This window comes from Acidobacteriota bacterium, from assembly GCA_009838525.1.
Lineage (GTDB): Bacteria > Acidobacteriota > Vicinamibacteria > Vicinamibacterales > UBA8438 > VXRJ01.
Window position 1 is genome coordinate 29118 of record VXRJ01000004.1, and the last position, 22441, is coordinate 51558.

At 67.0% G+C, this 22441-nt stretch carries 16 protein-coding genes and 1 pseudogene; 8 read left to right on the plus strand and 9 right to left on the minus strand.

Annotation, left to right across the window (positions count from 1 at the left end):
* Positions 1-298: 298 nt before the first annotated feature.
* The 3 genes from F4Y45_00865 to F4Y45_00875 all read left to right on the plus strand — a co-directional run bounded on the left by F4Y45_00865 (position 299) and on the right by F4Y45_00875 (position 3357).
* On the plus strand, positions 299-1627 hold the full coding sequence (locus tag F4Y45_00865; GenBank protein ID MXY23059.1) for a hypothetical protein: 1329 nt from the start codon (positions 299-301) through the stop codon (positions 1625-1627).
* 43 nt (positions 1628-1670) lie between these two features.
* Entirely contained in the window at positions 1671-2507 is an 837-nt protein-coding gene (locus F4Y45_00870; protein ID MXY23060.1) for a phosphatase PAP2 family protein, read from the plus strand.
* A 70-nt stretch (positions 2508-2577) separates the two neighbouring features.
* On the plus strand, positions 2578-3357 hold the full coding sequence (locus F4Y45_00875; GenBank protein ID MXY23061.1) for a VOC family protein: 780 nt from the start codon (positions 2578-2580) through the stop codon (positions 3355-3357).
* Positions 3358-3402: 45 nt separating this feature from the next.
* On the opposite strand, the gene F4Y45_00880 is transcribed toward F4Y45_00875, so the two are convergent.
* The 4 genes from F4Y45_00880 to F4Y45_00895 form a co-directional block, all read right to left on the minus strand.
* Complete coding sequence (locus F4Y45_00880; GenBank protein ID MXY23062.1) at positions 3403-4560, minus strand: Fic family protein; 1158 nt, start codon at positions 4558-4560, stop codon at positions 3403-3405.
* Between the two features lie 196 nt (positions 4561-4756).
* The gene (locus F4Y45_00885) at positions 4757-5977 is read right to left on the minus strand and encodes a hypothetical protein (protein ID MXY23063.1); all 1221 of its coding nucleotides are present in this window, start codon (positions 5975-5977) and stop codon (positions 4757-4759) included.
* A gap of 9 nt (positions 5978-5986) precedes the next feature.
* Complete coding sequence (locus F4Y45_00890) at positions 5987-7447, minus strand: PDZ domain-containing protein (protein ID MXY23064.1); 1461 nt, start codon at positions 7445-7447, stop codon at positions 5987-5989.
* A gap of 40 nt (positions 7448-7487) precedes the next feature.
* Complete coding sequence (locus tag F4Y45_00895) at positions 7488-8309, minus strand: pyrroline-5-carboxylate reductase (GenBank protein MXY23065.1); 822 nt, start codon at positions 8307-8309, stop codon at positions 7488-7490.
* A gap of 69 nt (positions 8310-8378) precedes the next feature.
* Here F4Y45_00895 and F4Y45_00900 point away from each other — a divergent pair, with 69 nt between their 5' ends.
* On the plus strand, positions 8379-9506 hold the full coding sequence (locus F4Y45_00900; protein MXY23066.1) for a metal-dependent hydrolase: 1128 nt from the start codon (positions 8379-8381) through the stop codon (positions 9504-9506).
* A gap of 13 nt (positions 9507-9519) precedes the next feature.
* Here the strand turns inward: F4Y45_00900 and F4Y45_00905 are convergent, their stop codons facing one another.
* Positions 9520-10404 carry an ion transporter gene (locus tag F4Y45_00905; GenBank protein ID MXY23067.1) on the minus strand — a complete coding sequence of 295 codons (885 nt, stop codon included), beginning with the start codon at positions 10402-10404 and terminating at the stop codon, positions 9520-9522.
* Positions 10405-10415: 11 nt separating this feature from the next.
* On the minus strand, positions 10416-11144 hold the full coding sequence (locus F4Y45_00910) for a hypothetical protein (protein MXY23068.1): 729 nt from the start codon (positions 11142-11144) through the stop codon (positions 10416-10418).
* A 210-nt stretch (positions 11145-11354) separates the two neighbouring features.
* Here F4Y45_00910 and F4Y45_00915 point away from each other — a divergent pair, with 210 nt between their 5' ends.
* From F4Y45_00915 to F4Y45_00925, 3 genes are all read left to right on the plus strand, one after another.
* A complete protein-coding gene (locus F4Y45_00915) occupies positions 11355-12722 on the plus strand; it encodes an alkaline phosphatase (protein ID MXY23069.1) in 1368 nt (455 codons plus the stop codon).
* Positions 12723-12983: 261 nt separating this feature from the next.
* Positions 12984-14306: a sodium:proton antiporter gene (locus tag F4Y45_00920; protein ID MXY23070.1), complete on the plus strand. Its 1323-nt coding sequence runs from the start codon at positions 12984-12986 to the stop codon at positions 14304-14306.
* 42 nt (positions 14307-14348) lie between these two features.
* The gene (locus tag F4Y45_00925; GenBank protein ID MXY23071.1) at positions 14349-15947 is read left to right on the plus strand and encodes a potassium transporter Kef; all 1599 of its coding nucleotides are present in this window, start codon (positions 14349-14351) and stop codon (positions 15945-15947) included.
* A 1712-nt stretch (positions 15948-17659) separates the two neighbouring features.
* Here the strand turns inward: F4Y45_00925 and F4Y45_00930 are convergent.
* From F4Y45_00930 to F4Y45_00940, 3 genes and pseudogenes are all read right to left on the minus strand, one after another.
* Positions 17660-17776, minus strand: a pseudogene (locus tag F4Y45_00930) (cell division protein ZapC).
* A gap of 102 nt (positions 17777-17878) precedes the next feature.
* The gene (locus F4Y45_00935) at positions 17879-20872 is read right to left on the minus strand and encodes a TonB-dependent receptor (GenBank protein ID MXY23072.1); all 2994 of its coding nucleotides are present in this window, start codon (positions 20870-20872) and stop codon (positions 17879-17881) included.
* Between the two features lie 127 nt (positions 20873-20999).
* A complete protein-coding gene (locus tag F4Y45_00940) occupies positions 21000-21503 on the minus strand; it encodes a histidine phosphatase family protein (protein MXY23073.1) in 504 nt (167 codons plus the stop codon).
* A gap of 140 nt (positions 21504-21643) precedes the next feature.
* Between F4Y45_00940 and F4Y45_00945 the strand changes: the two genes are divergently transcribed.
* Positions 21644-22441: a c-type cytochrome gene (locus tag F4Y45_00945; protein MXY23074.1), complete on the plus strand. Its 798-nt coding sequence runs from the start codon at positions 21644-21646 to the stop codon at positions 22439-22441.

Below are 22441 nucleotides of genomic sequence, written 5' to 3' on the forward strand. Positions count from 1 at the left end.
TTGTACGTGGCGGACGCCGAGCAACGCCGTTTGCCTGGAGCCGCGTCCCAGCGTTGAGCCGATCCGTCCGGTGTTGCCGCACCGGACGGGTCACCTTCTTTCCGCTCCCCGGTTCGAAACCGTTCGATTCAGGGAGCAGCGCTTCTGCGGCCGTGCCCAACAGAGACGAAATCTCAATTGGCCGGGGGAAGATATCCGACCAGATCGGTCGGAGTCAAGAGCTAAATGAGATCGGTTTGCGAATGCCCCGGAGTACGGGCCTGGATGTCCGGCCGGCGCGTGGCCGGATCCTGCCCGCATGAACCCACCGTCGCTCGCCTACCGGTCGATCTTCTTCTTCTGGCTGCCGCTCGCCGGGACCTGGCTGATGATGGCCGCCGAGGGGCCGTACCTTGCCGCGGTCATCGCGCGTCTGCCCGATCCGACGCCGAACCTGGCGGCGTTCGGCGTCGCCTTCGCCTTTGCCATCATCATCGAGTCGCCCGTCATCATGTTGATGAGCGCCTCCACCGCGCTCGTCGAGGACGGGCCCAGCTACCGTGCGCTTCGACGCTTTGCGATCTGGCTGACCGCGATCGTGACGGCGTTTCAGATCGTCGTCCTGCTGCCGCCGGTATTCGACCTGATAGCGCGCGGGCTGGCACTGCCGGACGACGTCACACGCCTGACCCACGGCGGGTTGCTGATTCTGCTGCCGTGGCCCGCCGCGATCGCGTACCGGCGTTTTCGGCAAGGGCTGTTGATCAGCAACCACCAGACCCGGCGCGTCGCGTACGGCACGCTGATCCGCCTCGCGGCGATGTCGGCCACGGGGTTCGCGGCGTTCCGTTACACGTCGCTGCCCGGCGCCTACGTCGGAGCGCTTGCGCTGTCCGTCGCCGTCATGATCGAGGCGGTCGCGAGTCGCGTGATGACGCATCGCCTGGTTCCGGAGCTGCTCAACCGGCCGCGCGCGGCAGAGCGGATGACGGAACTGTCGATGCCCGCCATCACGCGCTTCTATACGCCACTCGCGCTGACGACGCTGCTGGCGCTCTCCGTTCAGCCAATCGTCACCTTTTTCATGGGCCAGGCCCGCTTCCCGCTGGAATCGCTCGCCGTTCTGCCGGTGGTCCACGGCCTCACCTTCATCTTCCGGGCGATGGGGCTCTCCTTCCTGGAGGTGGCGATCGCCCTGCTCGGCCGCCAGCGCGAGCATTTCGTTCCCCTCCGCAACTTCGCCGCCGGTCTGGCCGTACTGGCATGCGCCGGCCTGTCGGCGATTGCGTTCACGCCGCTCGCCGACGTCTGGTTCAACACCATCTCGGGACTGAGCATGACCCTGACCGCATTCTCGCTCCTGCCGACGCGGCTCATGGCGCCGTTTCCCATCCTCTCGGTCACGATGCACACCCAGCGGGCAGTCCTGGTACACGCCCACCGCACCCGGCCGATCACGACTGCGACCATCGCCGAAGTCGTCGCGGTCGGCGGCGTCCTCGCGTTGACCATCCACCAGTTCGACCTCGTCGGCGCGGTCGCGGCGTCGGTCGCCATCCTTGCCGGCCGGCTTGTCGCGGTCGCCTGGCTCTGGCCCTACTGCCGCAGCGTCCTGAGCGAGGATCGCGCCGCCACGCACGTGGACTGACCGCGGGGTCGCGCCGCGCCGCGGAAGGCGCGACAATGGAATCATGGCCGCGACGCTCCCGGCGCTCTGGACCGCCGAGTGGATCGTCATCGGGTTCTTCGCGTACCTGGTCGTTCTCTGCCTCCTCCGCCCCCTCCCGTCACCTGTCCGGCGGCGCATCCTGCTCGTCGGCATCCTCTGCATCGCGGCGCCAATCCTGCTGGCGCAGCTCCGTCCCTCACCCGCCCTCCTGATCATCCGAGAGTGGATTCCCGGCCTCTACCTGATGGAGGGCTACTGGCTGTGCGGCCTCTTCTTCCGCGCGCCGATGACCGGCGTCGAACGATGGTTGCTCGCCATCGACGCCGCCGCGTTCGACCGGACGCGTCTCCGCGCGCTTCTCGCCCGCGCGCCGGCCGCCGTCGCTTCCTGGTTCGAGCTCGCCTATCTGCTCGCCTATCCCTTCGTCCCCGGCGCGTTCGCCGCGCTCGTCGTGCTGGGCCAACGGGGGCGGGCCGACGAGTTCTGGACGGCGCTGCTCGCGGCATCGTTCGCCTGCTACGGCATGCTCCCCTGGATTCAGACACGTCCGCCGCGCGCGCTCGCCACCGACCGTCCGCTATACGCGCCGCATCACCGCCTTCGGCGCCTCAACGCCGCCGTTCTCCAGCGCATGAGCGTGCAGTGGAACACGTTCCCGAGCGGCCACGCCGCCTCCGCCACGGCCGCCGCCCTCGCTGTCGCGTCGACCGGCCATGCAGTTGCGGGCGCGGCGTTCATCTTCATCGCGGCCAGCATCACCGTCGCGACCGTCCTCGGCCGCTATCACTACCTCCTCGATACGCTGCTCGGCCTCGCCCTCGGTCTCGCCGCCTGGCGAATCGCGGGTATAGTGGCGTGATCCCATTGGCGCCGGGAATCGCCAGCAGCCCGTGGTGAAACCCCGCGTGACCGTTGGAAAGGAAGCAACCATGCGCACCGTGCTCGCCGTAATCGCCCTGATCGCCATAGTAGGGGCCGCGCCCGCCCCGGCGGCCGCCGCCGACTATCACCACATTCATCTCGTCGCCACGTCCGCGGCCGAAGCGAAGGACTGGTACATGACCCACATGGGCTGCACCGACTACGGCCGACACAACGCGTGCGCAGCCGGCGACGATGTGCTGATCATCTTCTTCGAGCGCGAGCCGACCGGCCCGAGCGTCGGGAGCGGGGTCGATCACATCGGCTTCTCGTTCCGCGACCTCGAGTCGAAGATGGAGTCGTTCGAGGCGGCCGGCATCAAGATCCTGGAACCGATCCGGGAGGTGGACGGCCTTTTCAAGCTGGCGTTCATCGAGGACCCGTGGGGAACGAAGATCGAGGTGGTCGAGGATCACGAGTGGCTCGGCTTCCACCACCTGCACCTCCGCTCCAATGACCGCGACGCCGCCTACGACTGGTACGAGAACCTCTTCGGTGGCGAGCGCGACAGCCTGAAGGGCCGGATCGCGGGCCTTCGCTATGGCACCGTCTGGCTGCTCATCTCACCCCACGAGGGCGAACTGGCCCCGACCGAGGGCCGCGCCTTCGATCACCTCGGCTGGCAGTTCCCCGACCTCCGCGCCGCGGCGGAGGAGATCCGCCGCAAGGGAGTCGAGTTCACCATCGAGCCGCGTCCCTTTACCAATCCGTTGGGAGAGGACATGCTGATCTCCTTTGTGGTGGGCCCGGACGACGTCCGGATCGAGATCGTGCAGCCGCGGGCGTAGCTCCGGTACTCCCGTCCCCGGGTCTCCCGCCGCCCGCGCGCCGCGTTACGACTCGGCGCCTTCGTTCAGGATCGCGAGATAGCGGTCATAGACGAAGAACCGGCGGCCCCGGCTCTTGAACGATCCGGCGATCTCCAGATCCTTGAGAGCGTCGGCGGCGGATGCGACGGTCGGATACGACAGGCCGGTCTGTTCCATGACAGCGGCCAGAGACAGGATCGGTCGGGCGGTCAAGGCCTCATGAAGGCGGGTGGCAGAACCGGCGCGACCGCCCTGTTCGATCCGCTGGCGATCCCCGCCGAACAGCTCCCGGAGCCGTTGACACGTCTCGACGGCGCCGGTGGCGGTAACCCGAACGCCTTCGAGGAAGAAGGTGAGCCAAGTCTCCCAGTCGCCGGTGCGTCGCACGTCATTGAGGAGATCGTAGTACGTCGCGCGATGTTCCTTGAAGTAGAGGCTCAGATAGAGGAGAGGATCGCGCAGGACGCCAGCGTCGCACAGCAGCAGGGTGATGAGCAGCCGGCCCAGCCGGCCATTGCCGTCCAGAAAAGGATGGATGGTCTCGAACTGCACGTGGGCCAGGCCGGCTCTGACGAGCGCCGGGATGCCGTCGTCCCGGGCGTGCAGGAACTGCTCCAGCGAGGCCATGCAGTCCGGCACGTCAGTGTGCGGAGGCGGGACATAGGCGGCGTTGCCGGGTCGCGTCCCTCCGATCCAGTTCTGGGACCGCCGGAACTCACCGGGTGTCATCGTGGCGCCGTGTCCGCGCGACAGCAGAACGCCGTGCATCTCGCGAAGCAGCCGGTTCGACAGCGGGAAACCGTCGCGCAACCGGGTCAGCCCGTGTTCGAGGGCGGACACGTAGGTGGAAACCTCGACTACGTCATCGAACGGCGGGGCACCCGGCGCGTCGTCCAGTTCATACCGGAGCAGGTCGGAGAGCGACGACTGCGTCCCTTCGATCTGCGACGAGAGCACGGCTTCCTTGCGGACGTAGCTGTACAGGAAGGTCGTCTTGTCCGGAAGCAGCGTCAAGACGCTGTCGAGCCGACCGACCGCGAGCGTTGCGGCCTCCAGCAGTTGCTGAAGGTCGCCGCCGAGGGCCAGGGGCGGGTTCGGCGGGAGCGGCGCCGGAGTGAACGCGCGAACCAGTTCGCCGGCAGTCGTGGTGAGCGCAAAGCGCCCCGTCTCGCCCCGGTGCATTCACTTGGCCCGTCGTGACTTCAAAAGAGTTGAATGGTCACGAGGGTAGTTTAAAAAATAGCCCATATTTTTTAATTTCTGCAAGCGCTCCTGCAAGAACTTTTGACTCCAGAAACAACTATTAAATATAGGCGCCTAAGGTTTAACACCTTTCCGGACTGGCGGCGCTCCATATTAAATATGGACACCAATTCAATTAATAGAGTTTCGGGGCGTCCGCGGGAGCCGGCGACGGCTGCAGTTGACCCGACTCGCCGGCTTGAACCAGGGCGAATCGCGTGCTGATGGGCCCGATCATTTCGTAGAAGGCGACACCGGCAAGGACGACGGTCGAGACTACGGGCGCATAGTCCTCGAAACGCTGGCCGACCGCCAGTGTCAAGCCGACCGCCAGTCCGGCCTGCGCCAGCAGGGCGAAGCCCAGGAATTGCTGAACCGCGCGTTCCAGCCCAAGCCACCGCGACCCGATGACTGCACCGGCGAACTTGCCGGCGGCGCGCCCCACGACGTAGACGACGCCGATGATTCCCATCGAGGCCAGGAGCGACAGGTCGAGGTCGGCCCCCGCGATGACGAAGAAGATCGCGTAGAAAGGCGGATCGGTGCCGGAAAGCGTGGAGAAGAGGCTGCCGCTCCGGGCCGAGAGGTTCGCCATCGTCGCGCCGACGGCCAGGCTCGCCACCAGCGGCGACATGTCGAGCAGACTCGCGACGCCGACGCAGAGCAGGATGGACCCGGCCAGAAGGATCAGCAGCTCGCCGGTCTCTCGCACCTGTGTCGCCCAACCGGCGAGCATCAGGCCCACCAGATAGCCGAGCGCCGCGGAACCGACTATCTGCCAGAACAACGGGAAGATCGCCCGGTAGAAACCATCGAGAATACCGCCCGGACCGAACCCCGCGCCGAGGTCGATCATCGACCCCACGATGCTGAACGCCACGATGCAGAAGAGGTTGTTGACGGCGATGATGCCGAGGAGATTCTCGGTCAGGGGACCGGCGCTGTCGCATTCCCGGATCACCATCAGCGTCGACGCCGGGGCCGTGGCGATGGCGATGGCGCCAAGGAGGAACGCCACCTGCCAGGGCTGGCCGACGATCAGCGCCCCGAACGTGACGATGACCGAGGCCAGCACCGATTCGATCAGCGTCAGGATGAGGACCTGGCGCCCGATACGAAGGAACCGGGAGAACTCGAATACCGAACCGATCGAGAAAAGGATCAGGCCGAGCGCCACCTCGCTCAGGATCTCGAGAGCAATCAGGTTCTCGGCGGAGACCCAGCCGAGAACCGACGGACCCAGGACAATGCCGGCGATGATGTAGCCGGTTACCTCCGGGACCCGGACGAACTTCACCAGGTGGCCGGCAAGCAGGGCCAGCAGCAGGATCAGACCGAGAGACGTCAGTTCATCCACGAGCCGTGCTCAGGGAAGCAGGATCGCCGTGCGGCGCGTGCCGCGTTCGAGTTCGAGGAGAACCGGTGCGTCGCGATCGGCGGAAAGCGCGTCGCGCACCGCGTCCAGCGTGTCCGGGGCGGCGCCGTCGATGCGGAGGAGGCGGTCTCCTCGACGGAGACCGGCCCGGGCCGCCGGAGTGCCGGGGCGGACGTCGTCCAACCGGTAGCCGCGGCCGGGATCATCCCAGACGAGCCCGCCGTCCGGAGCCGGCGCGTCCGGACCGATGAACGCCAGCGGATCGATGGGCAGATTCAGCACCAGCGTCTCGCCGTCGCGGGCCACGCCCAACTCGAAGACCTCCTGGGCGGCATCGCCCGACCCATCGCCCGACCCGTCGGCGGCAGAAGTCTCATCGCCCGACGCTTCATCGCCCGACGTCTCGCCGGCTGACGCTACCTCGGCGGTCGCGGAGTCGACCGGCGTCTCGCTTGCCGCCGCGTCCTCGCTCTCCACGTCGCCGCTCTCTCCGGCGGCAGAGGTTGCCGCCCGGCGCGCGCTATCATCAATCAGTGGCGAGAGCTGATCGACGTCCAGGATCAGTTCGGCGTTGACGGAAATGACGACATCGCCCGGGCGGAGACCGATCGTGTCGGCCAGCTCGCCGGTCCACACATCGCGAACGAACAGGCCGAAGGGGACCCCCAGATGTCCGCTTTCCTCGGACGTCACGGCATCCAGGGTCATCCCGTAGCGCTGCGCGATGCGTGAGCGGACAGTGGCCGCCTCCTCCGCCAGCGCCGCGACGTCCTCCGCCGTCACCGCGACGAAGCGCGGGCCGCACGGCAGGACGACGGCGAGCAGGTTGTTGTCGAGATCGAACAGCCCGGCCCCCGCCATCTCCGGACCGAGCGCCACGCTGGTAACCACATCCCGCACCATGCGGCCCTCGCAGGCCACGTCGGCAATCTCGATATACGTGGCGGGCGAGAAGCCGGCCCCGTGGCGATCGGTCACGAACACGGTCCATGCGCCGGGGTCCAGATTCTCGATCGACCGGCGGCGCACCGGGATGAACTCGCCCGTCTCCGGGACGTCGAGCAGGGCGACCGGCAGATGCGGGGCGCCGGCGGCGAGCGGAACGCCCAACTCGCCCTCATCGCCGGTCACCGTCGTGGTTGGCGGGAAACGCTGCTCCAGGCGGGCGGTCACCACCAGGCCGGGCGCCCAGACGACGCCGCTCCGGCCGAGCATGCGGAGGCGGACGACGGAGCGGTCGGCGTCGGTTGCAACGGCGCTGAAGTACTCCTTCATCGCTTCGAGAGACCGGCGCTGTGTAATGCGGGTCAGCCGGCTCAGCTCCGCCTGCGACGGCGGCGGCGGGAGCGGCTCGTCGGCCACCGGCGCCGGCCGGAGGAGCGCCCCCAGTACCAGGATGGCGGCTGCGGCGCCGGCCAACGTGACGATGTAGCGACGGTTCTCGGGCGGCACGTGATTCGATACTAAGCGAATCCGATCCGCGCGCGCTGAGTCAGCTTCCGCCTTTGCCCAGCTCGACGCTGCGGTTGTAGGCAGCAACCACCGCCTTCGACATCACCGTCCGGAAGTTCCCCTTCTCGAGCTGGTAGAGCGCCTCGGCGCTGGTTCCCCCCGGTGACGTCACGCGGTTCCGCAGCTCGGCCGGATGCACCGGCTGCTGCTGCGCATAGATGGCCGACCCCCGGATCGTCTGCAGCACCAGCTCCCGGGCCGCGTCGCGCGAGAACCCGAGGTGCACGGCCGCGTCGATCAGCGCCTCCATCATCAGGAAGACGTAGGCGGGCCCGGAGCCGCTGATGGCCGTCGCCATGTCGAGGAACGCCTCGTCCTCCACGAACCATTGCCTCCCGAGCGCGCCGACGATCGCACTCGCCTGCGCGCGCTGCGCCCTCGAAACCTCCGGCGTGGCGCACCAGACGGTCATTCCTTCGCCCACCTGGGCCGGCGTGTTCGGCATCGTCCGGACGATGGCGCGATGGTCCAGCCCCGTCGCCATCGTCTCGATCGTGGCGCCGGCCACGATCGACAGCACCAGCGCGTTCGGATCGATGCGCCCCCGCAACTCGCGCAGCACGCCCGGCAACACCTGCGGCTTTACGGACAGGACCACCACCTGAGCGCCGGTCGCCGCCGCGCAGTTGTCGTGGGTCGTCCCCACGCCGAACTGACCCCGCACTTCGTCGAGCCGCTCGACGTGCCGGTCGCTTGCCTTCAGTTGCCCCGGCTCGACGCCGTGTCGGGACACCAGGCCGCCAATCATCGCCGAACCCATCGCCCCGGCCCCGATGAAGCCCAAGTTCACGTCGCTCAGCACGTTGTCTGTCACGCTACACTCCCGTTTCGTCGCACCCCTCGAACGCGGCGTTTATTCTATGGCGCTGCGATGGACCCAATCGCCCACACCCTGATCGGAGCAACGCTCGCCGAGACCCGCCTCCGCCGGGTCACCGCGCTCGCCACGCCGGCGTTGCTGCTGGGCGCGAACGCTCCCGACCTCGACGCCATCACACTGTTCATGACGCGCGATGTCTCGCTCGGCTTCCGCCGCGGCTGGACCCACGGCATCCTGGCGATGGTCGTCCTGCCCCTCGCCCTGGCCGGCTTGTTGATACTGGTGGACCGCGCCCGGCGCCGGTTCGCGGGGCCGGCCCGGCAGAACAGCCCGCCGGTCCGGCCGCTCGCGCTCCTCGGGGTTTGCTCCCTCGCGGTCTGGACGCACCCGGTCCTCGATTGGCTGAACACCTACGGCGTGCGGTTCCTGATGCCGTTCTCGGGAACCTGGTACTACGGCGATGCGCTCTTCGTGGTCGACCCCTGGGTCTGGCTGCTCGCCGGAACGTCCGTCGTCCTCGCACGCAGCACGTCGCGCGCCGGTCTCGCCGCGTGGGTCGTTCTTGGCGTGGCGACAACATCCCTCGTCACCGGCTTCGAGGGCGCGCCGTTGGCGACCCGCCTGCTCTGGTGCGCCGGCGTCGCGGGCATCGTCTGGCTTCGCGCGACCGGCCGGTGGCGGCATGCCCTGCCGCGCCTCGCCACCGTCTGCGTGTCCGCGATCGCGACCTACATCATCGTGATGGTCGCCGCCTCGCGCCTGGCGGAAGAACAGGTGGCCGCGTGGCTCGTAGAGCGGGGAGACGAGACGCCGATCGAGGTGATGGCCTCGCCCGCGCCCGGCAATCCGTTCCGCCGCGACATCGTCGTCGCCGACGCGGAGCACTACCACTTCCTCGAGCTCGACTGGCTGCGCGGCCTGGATCCGCGCGTGGCGGCGCGGGCGATCGACCGGCGGCCGCGCGGCCCGCAGGTCGACGCGGTCATTGCCGCGGCGCGCACGGCGCCGCACGTGCAGGGCCTGCTTACCTGGATCCGCTACCCGGCGTATGCAGTGGAAGAGACGGCGGACGGCTACCGGGTCATCATCACCGACGCGCGGTATGCTCGGCGTCTTTCTCCCCTCGGGGCATCCGTCGTCGAGCTGGATCGCGACCTCAAGGTGAAACCGCCGCAATAGCGCGTCGGGCAAACTACCCGGTCGCGTCTTCCGGTCGCAGCTCGGCGCCGCAGAACTTGCAGTACCCGGCGTCCGGGTCGTGACCCTCGCGGCTGCACTCCAGGCACGCCTGCGTCGATATCGCCGGGGTCCCCCGCCGCGCAATGGCGGCGGACACGATACCGGTCGGTACGGCGATGATCGCGTAGCCGGTCAGCATCAGCAGCATTGCTGCGAACTGCCCGGGGACGGTCTGCGGCGAGATGTCGCCGTAACCGACCGTCGTCATCGTCACGATGGCCCAGTAGACCCCGCGGGGAATCGACGTGAAGCCGTTTTCTTCCCCTTCGATCAGGTACAGCAGCGCGCCCATCACCACCGCGATCGACGCGACCGCAGCCAGAAAGACGATGATCTTCGGCCGGCTGTCCCGAAGCGCGTCGCTCAGCTCCTCGGCCCCCACCAGGTAGTGGCCCAGCTTCAGGACCCGGAAGACCCGGATGAGCCGCAGCGCGCGGATCACGATCAACGCCTGCCCGCCCGGCAGCACCAGACTGATCCAGGTGGGCAGGATGGCGAGCAGGTCGACCATCCCGAAGAAACTGAAGATGTAGCGGGAGGGATGCTTCACCGCCGCAATGCGCGCGAAGTACTCGATCGTGAACAGGATCGTGAAGGCCCACTCGACCCGCAGGAGCTGGGAGGCCAGCGCCGACTCGCCGTCCGGCAGGCTCTCGATCATCACCACCGCGACGCTGGCGACGATCGCGAGCATCAGAGCGACGTCGAAGAGCTTGCCGCCTCGCGTGTCCGCTTCGAAGATGATCTCGTGCAGGCGGAACCGCCAACCGACGTCGGCCGCACGGTCGTGGCGCTTGAAGATCCCCCGCGCCGGCCGGCGGCGTTCCGTTGTCAGCATCCGTTCGGAAACTAGCCGCGGGGGGCGGTGAGGTCGATGACCGTACCCTCGTTGTCGACGACGAAGTCCCGGTGTCGGGCGGCTTCATGCACGAACTCGATCATGTCCTCAAGCTCTTCGATCCGCTGTGCCGGCGTCGCCGCGAGGCCCGCGCGGAACTGCGCGTCACGCATGCCCTGCCACGTGCAGGCCTGCCACGGGTCGTCCAGCGCCGCGTCCCGTGCGCGGGGCGGGCGGCGTCGGTCCGCCAGGATCTGCTCCAGACGCTCGATATCCTCCCGATCACCGGAGCGCCCGGCGGCGCGCTTCATCGCCAGCAGATCCTCGATGGAGGCAATCCTGACCGGTAGCCCGTCCACATGCTTCGTTTCCGCCCGCGCCCAGAACGCCTCGAAGTCCGACCGCTCGCGAATGAACAGATCGATGGTGAGCCAGGGCCGCTCGCCATCAAACATCGAAAACGCCTTCATTCCCTTTTCGTTGGTCCAGGCCTCCCGGATCCGCCGGTCGGCGAAGTCGTCCGGATCGACCGGCGCATGGGGCAGGAAGCCCTGGGCCTTGAGGGCATCGATCACACGCCGGGCCGCCGCGGGTTCGAGATCGACGACGACGTCGAGGTCCTTCGTGAAGCGCAGAAAGCCATGCAGGATGGTGGCAACGCCTCCAATGACGACGTACCGGGCGCCGCACTCGTTCAACACGCGGAAGAGTGGCTTGAAGCGGCGGAACTCGCCAGCCATCTTTCCATTATAGGTTTCAGCCCCCTGGCGCTCAGGGATGGCTGTGAAGCGCGGCCTGCGACGGGCATGAGCTACCCTTGGACGGTCCGGGAGGCCACAATGGCGGCGATGCAGAAACACCTGATTCTTGGGGCGGCGGCGCTCGCGCTGGCGGCGTGCGGAAGCGCGCCGGAACCAGTCGAGATCCTGATGACGAACGGGCAGGGGGAAATCGCGGGCGAGGCGACCGACACCTCGATCATCCTGCAGACCCGCCTCACCGCGAAGTCGGGCTGGGCGGACGGCGATCTTCCGGGAATGGCCGGCGTCGCGCGGTTCGAGATTGCGACCAACCCGGAATCCCGGGCGCCGCGGGTCACGCCCTGGCTGGAGGCGCTGGCCGAGAACGATCACATCGTCAAGGTGAAGGTGGAGGGCCTATCGCCCGGGACCGAATACCTCTATCGCGTCGTGTACGGCCCGGACCGTGACAACACGGAGACGGGACCGGCCCGCTCGTTCGCCACCCACCCCGGCGCCGACGCGGCGGCAACCACCAGCTTCACCGTCGTCACCGGCATGAACTACCACCAGTTCTACAACAACCCGAACCGGATGTACACGGGGCCCGACCGGGAGCTCGGCTTCCCCGGCCTGGCGTCGATGCTGGCCCTGGAGCCCGACTTCTTCGTTGCGACCGGCGACAACGTCTACTACGACGCGCCCTACGACGGGCGGGCGGCCGACGCGCCGGCCATGCGCAGGAAGTGGCACGAGCAGCTCCGCCGGCAGCGCTTCATCGATTTCTTCGCCGAGACCCCAACCTACTGGGAAAAAGACGACCACGACTACCGTTACAACGACTGCGACAACACGACCGACGCCGCCCCGCTGCCCGACCTCGGACGCCGCATCTTCCTGGAGCAGGTGCCGATAGCGGACCCGAACGATCCCGACCCGGTGACCTACCGCACCCACCGGGTCAGCCGCGATCTGCAGATCTGGCTGGTCGAGGGACGTGAGTACCGAAGCCCCAACATGATGGAGCCGGGCCCGGACAAGACGCTCTGGGGCGAGGAACAGGTCGCGTGGTTCAAGGAGACGCTGCTCGCGAGCGACGCGACGTTCAAGATCCTGATCTCGCCGACGCCGATGGTCGGCCCGGACGATGCGAACCAGGCGGGGCGGGTTGCCGAGGGACACGATCCGGTGAAACGCGACAACCACTCGAACCCGTTCGGTTTCCGTCACGAACGCGACGAGTTGTTCGACTGGCTGATCGAGAACGACTTTCTCGAAAAGCACTTCTACATCGTCACCGGCGACCGGCACTGGCAATACCACTCGCTCGACCCCACCGGTCTCGAGGAGTTCTCGACCGGCGCCCTGGTCGACGCCAACTCCCGCCTCGGGCGGCCGCCGGGCGACCCGGACTCCAACGACCCTAACGCGCTGGTGATGCAGTACTACACGTACGACGAGCCGACCGGCGGTTTTCTGAACGTCGTCGTCACGCCGGGCGAAGCGCCGACCGCCGCGTTCCGCTTCTACGACGAGCAGGGAGTCCTGATGTACGAGGACGTGAAGACGGCGGACTAGGAGTCGCCGGATGATCGGCGCTCCCGCACCTTCGCGCGGCGCGGTAATCACCGGCCGAACGCCTAGCTCGCGCCGACCCAGACGCAGGTGACGGTCATCATCGGCTAGACTGGATTATTGTGAATTGAGCTGCGGTCGTTCGCTTCTTCCTCATCGGAGCCGCGCGACAGCTCGAGCCGCCCTTCGGAACCGCGCGCTGCGACGGTTGCGTCAGCACGACCCGGACCGTCGGTTCTTCCGAAGTCAAGGACGGTTGAACGTATGCGCATAGTTCTTGCCTATTCGATCCTGCTCTTCGTCGGTCTGGGGCTCTCACAGGTGCTGCCGGCGCTGCTGGGAGACGCGCGCGATGCCGTCGCGACGACCGTCCGACTGCTGACGATGACGGGGCTGGCCTTCATCATGATTCGGGTCGGCTTCGAATTCCACATCGACAAGTCCAACCTGAGGCAGTACGGATGGGACTACGTGGTGGCCTTCACCGCGGCGTCGTTTCCGTGGGTGTTCGTGACCGGCTACTTCGTGTTCGCCATGCTGCCGCCCGAGTTCTGGGCGGACCTCGACGCCTGGAAGGAGACGCTGCTGGCCGGCCGTTTCGCAGCACCCACCTCCGCCGGGGTGCTGTTCAGCATGCTGGCCGCCGCGGGACTGGGAACGACCTGGCTGTTTCGCAAGGCGCGCATTCTGGCGATCTTCGATGACCTCGACACGGTGCTGTTGATGATCCCGCTGAAGATGCTGATGGTGGGAATCGCCTGGCAGCTCGGCCTCATCGTGGTGGTTATGGTCGTGATGCTGGCGGCCGCCTACCGCTGGCTGCATCTGCGCACGATGCCGGTCACCTGGGGTTGGGTGCTGGCCTACGCCGCGGTCATCGTGGGCGCCAGCGAGCTGCTGCACGTCTGGAGCACGGTTTTCGATGCCTCGGTGCCCATTCACATCGAGGTACTGCTGCCGGCGTTCGTCCTCGGCTGCATCGCGCGCCCGCCGGCCGTGGCGGCCGATGCCGATGCAACGTCCGTCGAACACGCGTTCCACGCGGTGGTAGAGCAGCGCGGCGAGCGGCGAGCGGCGGCGATCGTGTCGGCTGCCTTCATGGTGCTGGTGGGCCTGAGCATGCCGCCCATCTTCGAGGGGCCGGACGCGCAACATCCGGCGCCCCCGCCGGAGGCGCTTCACGCCGCCGCGCCCGGCAGCGTCGTGGACGATCCCGCGCTGCACGGCGGCGAGCCGGACGCGAGCTACACGACCACGGTCACGGCCAGCCAGCCGAGCATCGGCTGGGACGCCATCATCTGGCACTTGCTGGTGCTGACGCTTCTGAGCAATCTCGGCAAGATGTTCCCGGCGTTCTGCTACCGCCGAGAGGCGCACTGGCGTCACCGCCTGGCCGTCAGCATCGGCATGTGGCCCCGCGGCGAGGTCGGCGCGGGGGTGCTGGTGCTCAGCCTGAGCTACGGCATCGGCGGCCCCATCGTGACCGTGGCCATGCTGTCGCTGGCGCTCAACCTGGCGCTGACGGGCGTGTTCATCTTGATCGTGCGCAAGCTGATCGACGGAGTCCCCGAGGCGCCGACCGCGTGAGGCGCGGTTGCGAGCCTGGTCCGGCTGTCCACCCGTAGCGCCATGGATGTCGCCGTTGCCGCGCAGGACGTCGCCTGGATCGCCCTGGCGTTCGTGCTGGGCTTGTTGTCGAGAACTGTCGGGCTGCCGCCGCTGGTCGGTTTTCTCGCGGCGGGCTTCCTGATCAACCTGTTCGGCACCGTCAGCGGCGAGATGCTCCAGACGTGGTCGGACCTGGGCATCACGCTGTTGCTGTTTCTCGTGGGCCTGAAGCTCGACGTCAGGACCCTCGCGCGTCCGCAGGTCTGGGCCGTTGCCAGCCTGCACATGTCGATAGTCGTTCTGGTGCTCGGAACGGCCATCCCTGCGCTAGCGCTCCTCGGTGCGTCCTTCCTGACCGGCGTCGACTATCCCCAGGCCCTGCTGATCGCCTTTGCATTGAGCTTTTCCAGCACCGTCTTCGTCGTCAAGGTGCTCGAGGAACGAGGAGAAACGGCTTCGCTGCACGGCCGCATCGCGGTCGGCATCCTCATCGTGCAGGACGTGGCCGCAGTCGTCTTCATGGCGCTTGCGGCAGGTGAGTTGCCCACAGTTTGGGCCCTGCTGTTGCTGATCCTCGTTCCGCTGAGGCCAGTGCTGATCCTCGTCCTCCGGCGCGTCGGCCATGGCGAACTCCTTGTCCTCTACGGCTTCCTGCTCGCGCTCGGTGGAGCGGGAGCGTTCGAGCTGGTGGGCCTGAAGGGTGACCTGGGCGCCCTGGTCCTCGGCGTCCTGGTGGCCGGCTACGGCAAGAGCGACGAGTTGGCAAAGACGATGCTCCGGTTCAAGGACCTGTTCCTGCTCGGCTTCTTCCTTTCCGTTGGAGTGTCCGGCCCATTGACCACGGAGGTGGTTCTCATCGGCGCGGCCGTCACCCCATTCGTGTTCTTCAAGTCGGCTCTCTTCCTGGGTCTGCTGGCCGCGTTCAAGTTGCGGGCGCGAACATCGCTGCTGGCGTCGTTGAACCTGACCAACTTCAGCGAATTTGGGCTCATCGTTGCAGCCGTCGGCGTCGCCAGCGGTTGGATCGACAGTCTCTGGCTGAGCGTTATCGCGGTCGCGCTCTCCCTGTCGTGCGGCATCGCGGCGGGAGTGAATTCTGTCGCCGATCGGACCTACAGCAGATATCGGGCGGCGTGGCACCGCCTGCAACGGAGAGAGCGTCTCGCCGACGACCGGCTGCTCGACACCGGCGGGGCGAAGATCCTCATTCTGGGTATGGGCCGCATCGGCGCCGGGGCCTACGAAGCGATGCATCGACGGCACGGCAAAACGGTCGTCGGCGTGGACATCGAACCGAAAACCGTACAGAAGCACCAGTCGGCGGGGTTCAACGTGCTGCTCGGCGATCCGAGCGACGCAGACTTCTGGGATCGCGTTCAGGACACGAACACGGTCGAACTCGTAATGTTGGCCCTGCCAAACGTGACCGCAAGTCTCGCCGTTCTAGACCAGCTCAGGGCCGCTTCGTTCAGGGGCCGGGTTGCCGCCACCGCCAAGTTCCACGATGAGATCGAGCCGCTAGAGCGGGCTGGCGCGTCTGTCGTGTTCAACGTCTACGAGGGGGCCGGCTCGGGTTTTGCCACGCATGTGGCCACACAGGAATGGGCTGCTGGAACGTAGTTCCTCACGCTGCCCGAGTCACGGTGTCGGATTCGCCGAGGCGCCCGGGTTCAGCCGCGTCTCCACACGCATCCGCCCGTCGGTGGCTTCGCTGAACCAAGGCTCCCACTGTCTCCGGATCGTGTCGAGCTTGGCGAGATCGTCCGGATCCGCAGTGCTGGCTTGCCCGACAACATAGATGAACGCCTGCCGGTGGACGCGAGGAGACCGGTCGGCGCTCGGGACCCGCGGCCCCTCGACTTCGATGACGTGCTGTATCAGTACGTCGCGCCGGGTGCCGTTGAAGGTTACGCCGACCTCCGGCGACGTCGTGCTTCGCGCGGGAGGCGACACGTTGGTCGGCGCTTCGACATAGAAGAACGGCGGCACCTCGTAGTCGTGGCGCAGACCCATCGCATACTGATCGAGGGCGCTATAGCGCTCTTCCGCCGCCACCGTCCGAAATTCTCCCCCGCCGAGGTCCTCGATGTCGTTGCCCTCCATCACCGAGGCATCGCTGTCGACAAAGAAGCTCCAGTGAGCCCGCTGCCGGCCCAGGAGGGCCTCGGAGCGCTCGCGGTTATGGTCACTGAATTCCAGGAAGGCCAGCCACCGGTGCCCGGTCTCATGCCCGAGCACGGCCATCGTCGTCGCCTCGCCGGCGACCGTCTCGGAGAGATCCTCCGAGTACTTGCCGAGCCACCCCATCACGACCAAGCTCTCCAAAGTGTCGCTCGCGAAGTCTGACGGCGTCGCGTAGAGCGCCTGCCCGATGCCCTGGATAGCGTTCGCGATCGTGATCTCGTAGGCGAACGCGTCGAACACAACCGGCCGGTTCGCCCAGATGACGATCTGGTCGTAGATGTCGGGATGGGACGCGGCGAACCTGGCCGCGACGGCGACCACGTCGAGCTCGTGGTCCATTGAGAACCGTTCCCCCACGGCGGCGGCGCCACCCGGCGTGGGGCCGGTGTCACTCAGGTCGACCGCCTCCAGCGTGAAAGTACGGCCCGGGGACAACCCGACAACGGCCCCGCGGGTCCTGATCTCCGGGTCGAAGGTCATCTCGACGTTGCCGTTCGGCAGCAGGCTCACCTGGACCGTGACGGCGCTGGTTTCGTTGTCGAACTCCGGTACCGCGCACCAGGTGACGGTGACGGCGTCTGCGGCGCTGCGCGCGTATACGGCGCCACCGGCCGACGGATCGAGATCGGCCAGGAACGGCGCAACGCGCGGCCAGCCCGTCAGCAGGCGGGAGATGCCCCGCGCGGTGCTCGCGTCGTCGCCCTCCACGAAGGTGAGATTGCCGTCGGAGTTGACGAATGCGCTGGCGTGGGCGCCGTCGTAGTACGGAAACTCGAAGGGAAACGTCAGCGGGGCAGTATCGTCGTCCCCGAGCGGCACCTGCTGCCCCACCGGTGACCGGTAGGTGGCGGGGCCGACACGCCTCGTATCGTAACCACCGGCACTGTTGGGTTCGAAGCGCAAGGTGACGTCGCGCAGGTCATAGGTGTTGGATCTCAGGATCAGGTCGCCCTCGTCCTGCATCACTGCGATATCACCCACATCCTCGGTCGCCGCGCGCGTCCCCGTGGGCAGTATCAATCCTCGCTCCAGCCCGATCCGGTGCGCCCAGACTGCGTCGAGTACCGTCGGGCGCACGTGGCCGTCGACGGACGCGGCACGCTTCTCGGCTCCGAGCCCGGTTGACGCGCCGAGGGCGCTTGCAAGGGCTGATGACGACGACGATGGCGTCGACGGACACGGATTCGACTGCTCTGCCGTCGGTTGCGTCGGCGTCGTGGGTGTCGTGGGCGTCGCGGTGGGCGTGGGCGTGGTCTGGTCGGACGGGCCGCAGGCGTACTGGATTCCCGGCGTCGCGACGACGAGAGTTACCGCCAGAGCCCGCGCACGACCGAGAAAACGCGAGAGATTCACCCCTTGCCGAAGCGTTAGAAGCGGAAGCTCAACGACAACAGGAACGACCGGGCGCTGGGATGGTGACCGGCCGAGGTCGCTTCGCCGAAATTATCCCCCTCGGTGTACGTAGTCGGGATTCGCAACTCGTCCGTCGGTCCGCTGAAGTCGGGCCGAATGGTCGTGTTGAAGAAGACCAGCTTGTCGTTGTTGGTCACGTTGTACATCTCGAACTTCAACCATGGCCTCAGGTTTCGCCACACCGGGATGTCGTAGTGGAGCGACAGGTCGAACCGGCCGACGCCGTTGTACAACTCCGATCCGCGTCCCGCCGAGTAATAGAGCGTCCGCGATGAAGGACCATCCACGTAGCCCAACTCGTCCAGGATCGCCTGCTGCTCCGACGTCCGCCGGAAGCTGCTCGACGCCAGGCTGTAGTTCTCCGCCGAGTCGTACCGCCAGAAGCCGCCGACGTCCAGATCGCCGAAGCCGCCCATGCCAAGGGTGTAGATGCCCCAGACGCGCACGCGGTGCTTCTGGTAGTCGTCGAGGCGGCCCCACGGGTAGAACCGGTCGGCCGGCGTAATCTCCGGCCAGTCGCCGTAAGTCGACGAGACGCCCGGCTGGTTCGTGTTCTCGCCGTCGAAGTTGCCCTCGTTCCGGAGCTGGAGCGTCCAGGATCCGTTCAGCAGCAGGTCGCTGAACAACTGGTAGCGCGTCTCGAACTGCAGCCCGTCGTAGTTCCGCTTGAGAGCATCGGGATCGTCGCCCAGGTCGCCCGGATTCCGGAAGACCTTGTTCGTGAACGTGCCGTACTGGTTGCCGTCGTCATCCATCAGCGTCGTCGTTCCCGTCGTGAGGTCCTGGTAGTCCTCCACGAAACTGCCGGAGCGTCGCCGGACGTAGGTCGCCTGGAAGTACCCGCGGGTCCCGAGCGCCGTGCCGGTCGACAGCGTGAACTCCTCCGTGACGGGCGAGTTCAGCCGCTCGTCGGTGAAGACGTTCTGCGTCGGGAAGCGGCCCAGAACGGTGAAGTAGTTGTCCGGGTCGAGGCCGGGGCAATCCGCCGCGGTCGCGTTGGGCAACCCCCGGCATACATGCGGAGGACCAAGGTAGACGCCCAGCAGCAGGCTCGGGTTGCCGACGTTGGTGTTCTCTGCGAACTGCGCCTCGCTGTACTTCCCGGAGTAATGGCTGTAGGTCGCCTGTATCGAGTAGCGGCCGTCGCCCAGCGGATCGTACGACGCGGCGACGCGCGGAACGATCGCCCGGGTATCGACGGTCGTGATGTCGCCGGGCGTCGCCTCGCTCGAAACGAACTCGCCCCGCACGCCCAGGTTGAACGAGAAGTGCTCGTTGAACGCCCAGTTGTCGTTGATGAAGAACGACGACGTGTTGATGTCGATCCGGGCGCCGCGCGACGCGCGCCAGTCCTCGATCAGTGAATCGAACGGGCTGAAGACCGGGATCAGCCGGTTGTTCTCCAGCACCGGGTCGCCGTTCGCGTCGGTCAGATAGTCCGCATCGAAGACGTAGCCGGTCGAGGTCTGCGAGTTGCCGCCGGTCCGCGTCGACCGGTAGCTCTCGTAGCCCATCTTGATGTTGTGGGAACCGAACGACTCGGTTGCCCGATACCACGTGACGTTGCCGGTCACCTGCAGGTTGTTCCGGTCCTCCGGGTCGGTGGCATCGAAGTAGGGTGCGTTGTAGTGACCCAACTGCTGCGTCAGGGTGATGAACGGCGAATAGCCGATGGCCGTCTCGGTGCCGCCGCCGCCCCGGAAGCCGAACCGCTTCTGCGACACCTGGGCCTCGGCGAAGACGTTCTGGCTCAGGCTGCCGCGGTAGGTTGTCACGTACAGGTCGTTGGGCCGCGTCGCGTCGTTCTGCGTATCGGGCGTGATGCTGAACGAGAATGTGGGATCGTCGCCCCGCGCCGTGTAGTTCCGCATGTACTGTCCGGACAGCGTGTGTCCCGGCGCGAGGGTCGCGGTCAGCTTGAGCTGGTTCCGGTCGTTGTTGTTCGTCTCGTCGAATGAGATGCCGGTCTGCGCGAAGCTGTCGCTCGTGGTAACCCGGGCGCGACGGTAGGACGTGAAGAACCAGAGCCGATCGCGGACGATCGGACCGCCGAGCGTGGCTTCGTGCGTCTGGTTCAGGATATCCGTCCGCTCCACCTCGTTCTCCACCTCGTAGGGGTTGAGCCCTTCCCAGGTCGGGTTGTCGTAGTTCGTGCGCCAGCTTCCGGAGAACGTGTTGCCCCCGCTCTTCGTTATGACGTTGACGACGCCGCCGGAGAAACGCCCGTACTCGGCCGAGATGCCGGACGTGAGGACCTGCGTCTCCTCGATCGCGTCGGCGACGTAGAGGGCGTTCGACGTGCCGAACAGGTTGTCGTTCGTGTCGACGCCATCCACCAGGTAGACGTTGTCGTAGGCGAACGCCCCGTTGATGGCGAGCTGCCCGGCGTTGGGCGTGTTGGTGTTCAGCCCGGGCTGAATCGCCGCGATGCCGAACGGCGTCCGGCCCATCGGCAACACGTTCACTTCATCGTCCACCATGTTCGAGGCGGTCTCCGTCGTCTGGATCTCCGCCGGTACGACGCCCACCACCTGCACAATCTCCGTGACGCCCCCGGGCGCCATGACTGCGTTGACGCCGACCTCGCCGCCGAGCGGGACCGTCGCGGTTTCCTCGACGTCTCCGAAGCCGGACAGCACGAATACGACCGAGTATTCACCCGGTGGGAGTTGCGGCAAAGAGTAGTTGCCGTTGATGTCCGTGATAGCGGTCCGCGTGCCTTGCAGGGACGGCGAACCGACGGTGATCGTGACCCCCGGGAGGGAAAGCCCCTGGGCATCTACTGCGGTTCCGCTGATGGTGCCGGTCTGGCGGCCCTGCCCGAGGGCGTCCGCCGCGACCGTCAGGGCCAGAATCAGGCTGAACCCCGTTACTAGTGTCTTCCTCACGTTCGTCCTCCTCCGGGCGGCGGCCACCGCCCGCCAGCAGGCCCCTCCGGGCGCGTCCAAACCAAGGCTGTGTAGCCGAGAATTCGCTGCGACCCACGCACTCGATGGAACCTACCGTTGAGTACCATCGTATGCCTATAGATCGGGCGGGGCAACTCCCGACCCCGCCAGCGGAGTCAGTGCGCCGTCAGTCGCCTTCCGGCAGGAACTCGCGGGGTCGCCAGATGTTGGCGAGACGCCCCGGGCTCCGGAGCGTCAGTTCCTTCCAGGCAGGAATGTCGAGGTGGACCTCGGCGAGCGCGGCGGTCGGCAACGGTTCACCGACGCCCCCGAACCGGGCGACGAGTTCCTCCAGGCCGGGGTTGTGGCCCACGACCATGACGCTTGCCGCCTTACCGCCGGTTTCCCGGAGGACTTCGACAATCTCGGCCGGGTTGGCAAGGTACAGCTGGCGCTCCAGTTGGACCGCGTCGCGGTAGCCGGCCTGCGCGGCCACCGCTTCCGCCGTGATCCGGGCCCGCTTGGCGGTGGAGCTGATGATCCGCTCCGGGCGGAGACCGCGTTCCGCCACGAGCCGGCCCATCCGGGGGGCGTCGCGCTTCCCCCGCTTGTTCAGCGAGCGGTCATGGTCCGATTTCTCCCGATCCTTCCAGCTCGACTTGGCGTGGCGCAGAATCAGGAGGGTCTTCATGGCGCGGCCGCTCCCATCATACCGGCAGTGTCTTCCCGGACCGCCCCTTCATGCCCGTCCCGATTACCCCAGCATCGCGAAGACGAGGCCGGGGCGGTGGTATGATGCGCGCCAGACTTGTACCCGAGTGAGGTGGCACCATGCGGACTCCCATGATGGCTCTCAGCCTCCTGGCGGCCGGATTGATCGTCTTCGGCGGCATCGTTGTTGCGCCCGCCGCCGCGCAGGAAAACCCCTACGACACCACGGTTGACGCCCGGATGGGCCAGCGGCTGTTCCGGGCGCAGTGCGGCCGGTGTCACGGCCGCGACGCCAGGGGCAACGACGAGACCGGCGCGCCCGACCTGACGACCGGGCAATTCACCTACGCGAGCACCGATCAGGGCATGTTCGACGTCATCCGGGACGGCATCGACAACACCGCGATGATCGGGATCAGCAGCCGTGCGTCGGATCAGGCGGTCTGGCAGATCGTCTCGTACGTCAATTCCCTCAGCTTCGATCCGAGCGACTACGACCTGCCGGGCGACGCCGCGCGTGGCGCCCAGGTATACGAGGCGCAGAACTGCACCCAGTGCCACATGGTGAACGGCGAGGGAGGACGCCTCGGCCCCGACCTGTCGGATGTCGGCCGGCGATTGACTCCCGATGAGATCCAGGCCGCCCTGACGGACCCCAACGCCGAGGTCGCCCCCCGCTGGTGGACGATGCGGATCGTCCGCGAGGACGGATCGCGCGTGGACGGGCTCCGGATGAACGAAGACACGTTCTCGGTCCGGATCATGGACGAGGACGAGCGGCTCTGGCACTTCCTCAAGAGCCAGGTCCGCTCGGTCGAGCGCGTGACGGATTCGACGATGCCCGCCGCTGGGGTGTCGGGCTCGGAGCTCGATGACTTGGTCGCCCACGTCTTCTCCCTGCGCAAGGAGGACAACTAG